Source organism: Staphylococcus pettenkoferi, from assembly GCF_002902685.1.
Taxonomy (GTDB): domain Bacteria; phylum Bacillota; class Bacilli; order Staphylococcales; family Staphylococcaceae; genus Staphylococcus; species Staphylococcus pettenkoferi.
The window spans coordinates 18,428-28,095 of sequence record NZ_PPRN01000009.1 but is presented as its reverse complement, the minus strand read 5'-3'; the positions used below and the strand labels follow the sequence as shown (position 1 = coordinate 28,095).

At 39.4% G+C, this 9,668-nt stretch carries 10 protein-coding genes and 2 tRNA genes; all 12 read right to left on the bottom strand.

Going from position 1 to position 9,668, the window contains the following annotated elements; all coding sequences use genetic code 11:
* Window positions 1-104: 104 nt before the first annotated feature.
* The 12 genes from CD126_RS01760 to acpS all read right to left on the bottom strand — a co-directional run bounded on the left by CD126_RS01760 (window position 105) and on the right by acpS (window position 9,571).
* A tRNA-Gly gene (locus CD126_RS01760) sits at window positions 105-178 on the bottom strand.
* Window positions 179-200: 22 nt separating this feature from the next.
* Window positions 201-283, bottom strand: a tRNA-Leu gene (locus CD126_RS01755).
* Between the two features lie 867 nt (window positions 284-1,150).
* On the bottom strand, window positions 1,151-1,606 hold the full coding sequence (locus CD126_RS01750; protein ID WP_049405757.1) for a SprT family protein: 456 nt from the start codon (window positions 1,604-1,606) through the stop codon (window positions 1,151-1,153).
* A complete protein-coding gene (locus tag CD126_RS01745) occupies window positions 1,599-3,749 on the bottom strand; it encodes a Tex family protein (RefSeq protein WP_103369941.1) in 2,151 nt (716 codons plus the stop codon). Before CD126_RS01745 ends, CD126_RS01750 begins: the two co-directional genes overlap by 8 nt.
* 557 nt (window positions 3,750-4,306) lie before the next feature.
* A complete protein-coding gene (gene sigB, locus CD126_RS01740; protein ID WP_049405752.1) occupies window positions 4,307-5,077 on the bottom strand; it encodes an RNA polymerase sigma factor SigB in 771 nt (256 codons plus the stop codon).
* The gene (gene rsbW / locus CD126_RS01735) at window positions 5,052-5,531 is read right to left on the bottom strand and encodes an anti-sigma B factor RsbW (protein WP_169931219.1); all 480 of its coding nucleotides are present in this window, start codon (window positions 5,529-5,531) and stop codon (window positions 5,052-5,054) included. Before rsbW ends, sigB begins: the two co-directional genes overlap by 26 nt.
* 1 nt (window position 5,532) lies before the next feature.
* A complete protein-coding gene (locus tag CD126_RS01730) occupies window positions 5,533-5,859 on the bottom strand; it encodes an anti-sigma factor antagonist (protein ID WP_103369939.1) in 327 nt (108 codons plus the stop codon).
* A 78-nt stretch (window positions 5,860-5,937) separates the two neighbouring features.
* A complete protein-coding gene (locus CD126_RS01725; protein ID WP_049405748.1) occupies window positions 5,938-6,939 on the bottom strand; it encodes a SpoIIE family protein phosphatase in 1,002 nt (333 codons plus the stop codon).
* A gap of 463 nt (window positions 6,940-7,402) precedes the next feature.
* Window positions 7,403-7,741, bottom strand: a complete 339-nt coding sequence (locus CD126_RS01720) for a type II toxin-antitoxin system PemK/MazF family toxin (protein WP_002471121.1) — start codon at window positions 7,739-7,741, stop codon at window positions 7,403-7,405.
* The gene (gene mazE / locus CD126_RS01715) at window positions 7,738-7,911 is read right to left on the bottom strand and encodes a type II toxin-antitoxin system antitoxin MazE (protein WP_002471108.1); all 174 of its coding nucleotides are present in this window, start codon (window positions 7,909-7,911) and stop codon (window positions 7,738-7,740) included. The genes CD126_RS01720 and mazE overlap by 4 nt, the downstream gene beginning before the upstream one ends.
* Before the next feature lie 89 nt (window positions 7,912-8,000).
* On the bottom strand, window positions 8,001-9,149 hold the full coding sequence (gene alr / locus CD126_RS01710; protein ID WP_049405746.1) for an alanine racemase: 1,149 nt from the start codon (window positions 9,147-9,149) through the stop codon (window positions 8,001-8,003).
* A gap of 71 nt (window positions 9,150-9,220) precedes the next feature.
* The gene (gene acpS / locus CD126_RS01705) at window positions 9,221-9,571 is read right to left on the bottom strand and encodes a holo-ACP synthase (RefSeq protein ID WP_049405745.1); all 351 of its coding nucleotides are present in this window, start codon (window positions 9,569-9,571) and stop codon (window positions 9,221-9,223) included.
* Window positions 9,572-9,668: the final 97 nt, after the last annotated feature.

Genomic DNA, 9,668 nt, shown 5'->3' with positions numbered 1-9,668 from the left:
TTAGCTCATAAAAATAAGTGTTATCAATAACACGTTGTGTTTATTGGAATTAACGTTGACATATTGTCATTTAGTTTTCAATGTTCATAAGAAATCAAATAAGATGGAGCGGGTGATGGGAATCGAACCCACAACATCAGCTTGGAAGGCTGAGGTTTTGCCATTAAACTACACCCGCTTATGAAATTAATAAAAGTTGATGCGGTCGAGAGGACTCGAACCTCCACGGGATCTCTCCCACTAGGCCCTCAACCTAGCGCGTCTGCCATTCCGCCACGACCGCTTAGCAAAATGACTAATCTCTTTTGAAAGAAGTCTCTTTAAAAAGGACAATTACCATTTTATTATGCGGTTAACGTTTTGTCAATGAGAATTTAATAGAAAGTCAAATTTCTTTATTCCCTCTTCAAAACGTCTTAATCATTTTTACAACGATTATTATCATAGCTCATAATTGCGTGAACGTCAATACATACACACAATTTCTTTAGTGTAATTTATCCTACAGTTAAAATCAGCGAATTTTAAGGGGATCAGTTATCCCATGACCGTTATTTCTTTAAAAATTTTCATTTAATTTCACTTCAACTAAAATACACTAATCTAGAAAACGTGCTCTTATATATTGTGAGTTGCTTAAATCCAAATCTATAAATTTATTTCTATCTGTATCTATTTCTCTCACTTTTTGATTCAATCAACCATGCTTCTCCTCTCGCCACTCAACAATAACGTAGAAAAGCAACAGCCAGTTATCGCTGACTATTGCTTCTCCAAATACTCATTTAGTTATGCGCATCACTACTTACTCATGTTCAGTCACAAACAACGCTTTTTAATACTGCGTCTACCGAAAGTAAACTCAACCGTTGAATCCGCTCTGTCGCAACTCTATAGACTCAAAGCTCGAGCAATGCGGTTTAACATCCTGCCCCACAATTCACGTAAAAGGAGCAATAGCCAATCACTCTTGACTACTGCTCCTCACTAGTTCTATAAAAATATTGTATCAGCCTTTTAAAAAGTTCTAATTCAAAAGATTACCGTCATTGCGACACTCATAAAAATAAGTTTAACTACAGAGAGCCCTCAATAATACGTTACTACCACAAGCGAACCCAAGGAAACCTCACTCTTCCTAACCAACCTTTCACTTTCGTCCTTCTACCAACTTCAACCTTCCACCGCACTGACCACAAACGCGCCGACGTGTATCAACTCTACGTATGCGATGAAATTTCGCTCCACAACTCTTACATTGATAAACATAGTTCACACGCTCTGCATAACTTTGAACCGGTGTACAATAGCGAGGTGCTCCCACTTGTTGACTTAATTCTTTAAAGTCTCTATCGCGATGTTGATAACCTTTCCTTTCTAAGTGCAAGTGATAGTGACACAATTCATGCTTAATAATATCTATCACTGCCTGTTTCCCAAATTTCTCAAATTGTTTGTAGTTAATTTCGATATTATGGGAGGCAAGCATGTATCTTCCACCTGTCGTTCTTAAACGGTGGTTAAAATAAGCACGGTGCCGAAAGGGTCTCTCGAAACTGTCACGTGAAATCACTTCGGTCATTTCTTGAATGTCTTGATCATTCATTTGGATCGACCATCGATAATGAAACTTTTCCTTTATTCTCATCAACTTGAATAATCCACACATCGACGATATCTCCAACACTGACGATATCCATTGGATTTTTAACAAAACGGCGAGACATTTTAGAAATATGAACGAGACCATCTTGCTTCACTCCGATGTCGACAAAGGCACCGAAGTCCACGACGTTTCGCACCGTACCACTCAACTTCATACCTTCTGTTAAGTCTTCAATGGATAAGACATCTGATTTAAGAATTGGCGCATCGAAGTCGTCACGCAAGTCACGGTGAGGTGCTTTCAATGATTTAACGATATCCTCAAGCGTAGGTAGACCAATATTCAACGTTTCAGCAGTCTCTGATAAGTTCAATTTCTCTAGTGTAGCTTTCAACTGATCTGAACCTAAATCTGCTGAAGTCATGCCCACGGAGTCTAATAACGTATAAGTAGCCCCATAACTCTCAGGGTGAATTGATGTATTGTCTAATGGTTCTTCGCCATCAACGATTCTTAAGAAACCAATACTTTGTTCAAACGTCTTCGCGCCTAAACGTTTCACTTTAGCAATTTGAGAATGATGCGTTATCGCACCTTCTTCTTCACGATAAGCGATAATATTTTTAGCAATGGAAGGTGTGAGACCTGATACGTACTGCATCAGTGATTGCGAAGCTGTGTTCACATCCACACCGACTTGGTTAACAGCAGTTTCCACAACGAAAGTTAAAGCACTCTCAAGTTCCTTCTGGTTCACATCGTGCTGGTACTGCCCTACACCAATCGATTTCGGATCAATCTTCACAAGTTCACTCAATGGATCTTGGATACGTCGTCCGATAGACACTGCACTGCGCTCTTCGACTTGGAAATCAGGGAATTCCTCGCGCGCAACTTCCGAAGCTGAGTAAACCGACGCACCCGCTTCGTTCACGATCACGTACTGCACATCTAAATCATGGTCTTGAATGAGACCTGCGATAAATTGCTCTGTCTCACGACTTGCGGTACCATTTCCAATCGCGATTAAATCCACGTGGTGACGTTGGATAAAATCAATAACAATGCCCTCTGCCGCTTTCTTCTTATTTACTGGCGGATGAGGATAGATCACACCTTTATCAACAAAGGTACCATAAGGATTGATGACGGCTAATTTACAACCTGTACGAAACGCGGGGTCTACCCCTAGAATTTGTTTACCTTTCATAGGAGGTTGTAGAAGTAAATTTCTTAAGTTCTCACCAAACACATCAATCGCATGTTCTTCAGCGCGACTAGTTAAATCACCTCTGATTTCACGCTCAATTGAAGGCATGATGAGTCGTTTTAAACTGTCCTTAATCGCCTCAACAATATAAGGTGTCGCTTCAGTTTGTGCAGATACTTCATTTTTACGAATAAAGTTCTCAATACCTCGCGTATCTACATCAATCTTCACATTGAGAACCTTTTCTTTCTCACCACGATTCATCGCAAGGATACGGTGGTTCGCAACCTTTTTCACAGGTTCACTAAAGTCGTAATACATTTCGTAAATGCCTTGCTCATCTTCCGCTTTTTTCTTTTTAGCTGCAGTAATGACTCCGTGTTGATACGTATCTTTCAAGATTTTTTGGCGATATTTCGGGTTGTCGGACACTTGTTCAGCGATAATATCTTGCGCGCCTTGTAATGCTTCTTCCACAGACTTAACTTCGTCACTCAGATATGCCTCTGCCGCAGTTTCGACACTTTCTTTAAGTGATGACTGTTGTAGCCACTCTGCCAATGGTTCCAATCCTTTACGTTTCGCCACAGTCGCACGTGTCTTCTTCTTCTGTTTATATGGGCGATACAAATCCTCAACTCTTTGTAATTTCGTTTGCTTGAGGATGTCTGCTTTGAGCTCATCCGTAAGCATACCTTGTTGCTCAATGTTATGTAGCACTTCTTCCTTTCTCTTCTGCAAGTGCACGACATATTGATATTCATCGTTAATCTGTTTAATTTCAACTTCGTCGAGTCCACCCGTTTGCTCTTTGCGGTAACGCGCGATAAACGGCACCGTATTATTATCTTCAAGCAGTTGTAACACGGCTTTGATTTGTTGAGTTGTAAATTGATATTGTTTTGCGATTGATTGAATGAGCTGTTTATCCATAATTGCCTCCAACATTATTACTTTTCTTCAATTCTCTTCAGTAGAATTTTGCTTGATATGTATTCACTTTTTCTATTTTTAAAATGAGTGACATAAACGCATTTGATTCGGATATAAGTTCCGCAGCAATACGACTTGCAAATCTCACGTCAATACGATATGTATTTCAGGTAAAAGTTATGCGCATCCCTGTCATTCTGAGAAGATGCACCATTCCCTAAAAGCGACCTACACACGAACGCTTCCACCGCTACCTTTTCAATAGCTATCAAAAGTCACTCAAATATTGAACTACGCACCTATTTTAACATATAAAAATAGAGGTAAGGACGATTCAATCACTTCAATGGGCATTCATCGTAATGCCTCTGCTCTACAACTATAGAATCCTAACTACGAAGGCTAGGGTCCGAACCCCAGACGATATTTGCACAATTTCACTTTCACCATTGTGTCACGTTCGGGGGTTCTAGAAGATATATTGTCTCATAGCGGGTTCGACTAAAAGCTATGAGCATATTTTCACTTCTATAGTTATATTGGGTACGTCCTGACCTCTATTTATGTGCTGCTTCTTGTAATTTCTTGATAGCAGTTCGCTGTAATCTGGAAACATGCATCTGACTTAATCCAATCCGTTCACCAGTTTCTTTCTGGCTTAAACCTTCGATAAAGGTACATTGGATAATTTCACGCTCTCGATCGGATAATATCGGTAGAATCTTCTCCAAGATCATCCGCTTCTCCGTCAAATCATAATTATCATCTTGTGATCCCATAATATCTAAGAGTGTAACGGTAGAACCGTCTTTGTCGGCTTCGATGGAGTGGTCGACACTTAGTGCATTATAGCTTTGCCCCATTTCCATCGCTTCGAGTACTTCTTCGTCTGTGACTTCTAAACGTTGAGCGATTTCCGAAATGGAAGGAGAGCGTTCTAATTCGTTTGTTAAATCATCCGTTACTTTCTTAATCCGCGGACCGATTTCTTTAATACGTCTCGGCACGTGGACACTCCACGTCTTATCACGCAAGTAACGTTTAATTTCACCTATCACTGTAGGGACTAGAAATGCCTCGAACTTTCGATCATAAGAGAGGTCGAAGCGATTAATAGCCCCTATTAAACCAACCATCCCTACTTGTACTAGGTCTTCGTGATGAGACTGACCTTTAGAGTACTTATAAGCAAGTGATTCAATTAATTTGTTGTAATGTTGCACGAGTTTATCTTGTGCATGTGTATCTTCACCGTTCTGATGCTCTTTAATCCATTGGTTGATTTGTTCAGGTGATATTTCGTTAACTGATTTCGACTCTTTCGTCATTATTTCGCACCTGCTCTTTGTTTAAATACTTTGTCATACTGATCGTTACGCCTGACTCTTTATCAACACTGACTTCGTCCATTAATGACTCGATGAGGAATAAACCTAAGCCACCTTCGCGAAGATAGTCGATATTCTCATTCTCTTCATAAGGTCCAAGTTGCTCTTTCGCTTCTTCGTAATTGAAACTTTCACCTTGGTCAGAGATAACAATCTTAATCTTATCATCAAAGATTTCGTAACCTAAGTTAATCATTCCTTGTTGTTCCTTATCATGATAAGCATGTTTGACTGCATTTGTCACGGCTTCACTCACAGCAATCTTCGCATCTTCAATATCATCATAAGATGCACCTGCTCTAGTGAAGACACCTGTTAATGTGAGACGGATTAAACTGACATATTCAGCAGAAGCTGGTAAACACATTTCGATGTAATCTTGTTTCGATTGCATGTTACTCAACCTCCGTTCCTTCGTTAACATGCATTAAATCTTTCAAACCAGTGATGTCGAATAGGCGACTAATGCGATCTGAAACGCCTAGTATATAAAGTTGCTTGTCATGTTGATTTAATGCTTTTAACGTTCCTACAAATAAGCCTAAGCCAGTAGAATCCATATAGCTCACATTTTCTAAATTTACATGTATATCTTTCGTACCTTCTTGACGTATTGGAACGAGTACATCTTCCAATTCAGGTACGGTATAAACGTCGAGTTCGCCGCCAACTTTGACTTCATAATATGTGCCATGAGTCACAGTTTCTATATTGAGATTCATTCTCCTACACTCCTAATTATAGTTTACTTTCCTAATATACCCAAAAAAGACAATTTGTAACCGAACAGCCACGTGCGGCTAATGCACACGTTTGATGATAAGTATGGTTAAATCGTCACGTTTTTTAGGATTTTGAATCTTTAGCAATGCCTCATAGAGCAATTGCACAATATCTTGCGGATGCATGTGCTTGTACTCTTGAATGAGATTTAATAAATAACTTTTATTAATAAACTCACCATTATCGTCACGAATTTCTGTGACCCCATCAGTGAAGATAATGATTAAATCATCTATGTAGATGGGAATTTCTTGCTGGTCATATCTCGTGTGTTGATCTACACCTAGCACTGTGCCTCGAACACCAATCTCCTCAAATGAATTCTCTTCAGCACGAAAGATGTAGCCTGGTTCATGACCTGCCGAACTGCAGTAAAGGAGATGATTCATTTCCTCGTACAGACCGTAGAACATCGTCACAAACATATTCTGATTGACGTTCTTCTCAACTACCCGGTTCAGACGTTTCAGCCCATCACTCGGAAGTTGTGAATGACCGTATGAGTCCATCCCAAACTTAATCATACTCATCGCTAGCGCTGCGGGAATCCCCTTACCGATGACATCCGCCACAGCGAAACTCATCGTGCCATCTTTATGATCAATCAAGTTGAAGTAGTCACCGCTCACTTTCTGCGCTGCTACTGAAATGGCACCAATCTGAATGCTATCAAATTGGGGAATCTCCGTCTTTAACATCGTTTGTTGAAGACGCGCCGCTAAGTCGATTTCCTTGTCATGGTGTTGCAGCCTATTCACTAACCGTTGATAATCTCGATAGCTATAGCCGAAACCTTTGACTACTTCCTCAAGCACTTCAAGCGTAGTCATAATTTGCGCCTCAGATAAGTTGAGATTCATAATGTAGCTCTTATGAATGTCGACGATATCCTCAGGCAAGACATCTTTCTTAATCACTTCATCAGTAAAGTTCATACAAATGGTGTGCAATTCTTGAGTGAAGCCGGATTCTAAACTTTGGTCGATGAGCGACTTATATTGTTTCTTGAACTCTTCCACGCTGTATTTCCTCCTCAGAAAGCGAAAGTCTCTGATGTCTTTCTCACTGTCTTGTGATTTGTCAAAGTCTATCCATGCGAGTCAGAACATTGGACAACTTTCTTATTGCTTCCTCACACTCTTGCAGTAGTTACGTTAACCCAGCTAGGTAAAATGAAAGTCATACACGAAGCCATTACACGCATCTCTGCAAAGAGTCTAGCAATACCTATTATGATAAAAATAAAAATGAGATAAACATGCTTACCACTCATATTTAGCTCTTAACACTTTTTAAAGCTTTAGGAGAACCTAAAGCTTTAAATCAAACATTCATCGTCATCAATTCCGATGAAATTACTTATATATTAACATATTGATGAAGTAATTTTAAACTTAATTATATAAAACCACTTTCTCATATGTTAAATTGTATTAAAAATTTATACGTTAGCTCTGTATGTATGTCTTTATGAAATGAGCTTTAATGAAGTCCTAAGCTGATTCGAATCGCTTTGTTGACTTCTTCCATCTTGCTATCAGATAGATATGTAAGCTTTTCCTTAAGTCTCTTCTTGTCTAACGTTCGAATTTGTTCGAGAAGAATAACGGAATCTTTGTCCAATTTATATTTCTTCTTCTCAATTTCAACGTGGGTTGGTATCTTAGCTTTATTAATCCTACCCGTAATTGCCGCAACAATTACGGTAGGACTATATTTATTACCAGTATCATTTTGTATGATAACAACGGGTCTTACTCCCCCTTGTTCAGACCCTTGTACTGGTGATAAATCAGCTAAATAAACATCTCCTCTTCTCATCGTTCATTATTGAAATTGGAACTGATGTAAGATTCGTTACAATCACAAGCTTCACATTCAAATGGGAAAGCTTCTGTTGCAAGGGAGAGATTTAAATCAGCCATTTGGGAGTAACCTTCTTTGAGCAGTTGTTCGATACTATGATTCCTACTTTGATTGAAACCAGACATGCATAAGACCTCCACCGTTTTAATTTTTAAAACAGATTTGTGATTCCTATTTAGGAACATCATAACAAATTTTAAAAACGGTGACTATACTATTTCAGTAATTCGTTATTAATTCGTATATGATCTTCATATTGATAAAGTCTCGGTAAACGGCGACTCAAGTTACAGAGCACTTCATAATTAATCGTCTGTTGTTGCTGTGCTAAGGCTTCTACAGATTGCGCATCATCTCCGTCTTCGGTCATGAGAATAACTTTGTCACCTATTTCAACGTTATCTGGTACGCGTATAATTGTTTGATCCATACATACGCGACCAATCACTTGGCACTGTTTGCCGCCTACCTCAACGTAAGCCCCAGACATGGACCGCAAATAACCATCTGCATAACCAATCGGGATGACCGCAACTTTTTCGCGTTCTGATGCTTGATACGTCCAACCATAACTTACAGCTGTCTCTGGATCTAAATATTTCGTCTGCACAACTTCTGTTTCCCAGGTAACACTTGGATAAAGTTCAACAGAAGTTTGTTCTTTCATATACTCAGATGGGTAATATCCATAAAGTGCAATACCTACGCGCACTGCGTTACAGAAAGAAAAGTTTTCTCGCAAACTTCCAGCTGAATTCTGAGAATGAATATATTCAGGTTTATCCGCTTCATTAACGATTGTTTCGAATTTCTGTTGTTGTTGGTGCATTGCCTCTCCAGGTTCATCTGCACAAGCAAAGTGCGTGAAGACACCTTCAAATACCAAGTTAGGCGTCTCTTGAATTAACGCAATCGTTTCTTGATATTCCTTAGCAGTCGTCATACCTAAACGACTCATGCCACTATCAATTTTAATATGTAACCAAATATCTTTCTCATTATCATCATCAATTTGCGTGATCGCTTGCTCTAACCACTCTTTAGATGGCACCGTCATCGCTACTCGGTGTTGAATCGCTTTCTTAACATTCTCTGGTGGAACCACGCCAAGAACAAGAATCTTTGCACTCACACCGTGCATGCGTAACTCTACTGCCTCATCTAACGTTGCCACCGCAAAGAAGTCCGCACCTTGCTCCATCAAATAACGTGCGACTTGTACACTTCCGAGACCATACGCATTCGCTTTCACTACTGGAATTACCGTCTTATTCGGGTGCAATCTTCCAAAGGTTTGATAATTTCTTGCAACCGCTGGTAAGTCGATAGTGAGTAGACTCGATCTATAATATCTTTCCGACATCTCAACATTCCTCCTGTAGTGTTTATATGTTGCAGTAATAAAATTTATCGTCGTCTTCACAATTTCTAAGCTTATTCCTCTATAATCACTTCGCTCATCGCATAATGATCAGTATGCGTAATGCTCACATGTACACGATACGTATCATGATCTATGCAAGGTTTACCTCGCGCATCGTTATAACAATCAATCTCATTAAACGCGACAGTTTGACCAATTCCTGTACCAAGCGCTTTACTATATGCCTCTTTGCAAGCGAAGCGCCCAGCTAGAAATTCAATCTTACGTTGTTCAAGTCGAAACTGTTTGAGTTTCTGTTGCTCATTAGGCGTAAGTATGCGCTCAATCAGTTTAGGTTGACGATGATATATCTTAGTGATGCGTGGGATTTCAACCAAATCAATCCCGATTCCCACTATCATGACTCCACCTCTTTTAGTTTGGCACAAATTTTGAAAGTTTATTTTCTATTATATAACTGCTTCTCGTTTTTTAAAAAGGAAAAGCTGAAGAACGCTT

What these genes read in the sequence shown, in the direction of transcription:
- acpS (WP_049405745.1), bottom strand. Translation starts at nt 9,571, where the DNA reads ATGATAGTGGGAATCGGGATTGATTTGGTTGAAATCCCACGCATCACT.
- alr (WP_049405746.1), bottom strand. Translation starts at nt 9,149, where the DNA reads ATGTCGGAAAGATATTATAGATCGAGTCTACTCACTATCGACTTACCA.
- rsbW (WP_169931219.1), bottom strand. Translation starts at nt 5,531, where the DNA reads ATGCAATCGAAACAAGATTACATCGAAATGTGTTTACCAGCTTCTGCT.
- mazE (WP_002471108.1), bottom strand. Translation starts at nt 7,911, where the DNA reads ATGTCTGGTTTCAATCAAAGTAGGAATCATAGTATCGAACAACTGCTC.
- CD126_RS01750 (WP_049405757.1), bottom strand. Translation starts at nt 1,606, where the DNA reads ATGAATGATCAAGACATTCAAGAAATGACCGAAGTGATTTCACGTGAC.
- CD126_RS01730 (WP_103369939.1), bottom strand. Translation starts at nt 5,859, where the DNA reads ATGAATCTCAATATAGAAACTGTGACTCATGGCACATATTATGAAGTC.
- CD126_RS01745 (WP_103369941.1), bottom strand. Translation starts at nt 3,749, where the DNA reads ATGGATAAACAGCTCATTCAATCAATCGCAAAACAATATCAATTTACA.
- sigB (WP_049405752.1), bottom strand. Translation starts at nt 5,077, where the DNA reads ATGACGAAAGAGTCGAAATCAGTTAACGAAATATCACCTGAACAAATC.
- CD126_RS01720 (WP_002471121.1), bottom strand. Translation starts at nt 7,741, where the DNA reads ATGAGAAGAGGAGATGTTTATTTAGCTGATTTATCACCAGTACAAGGG.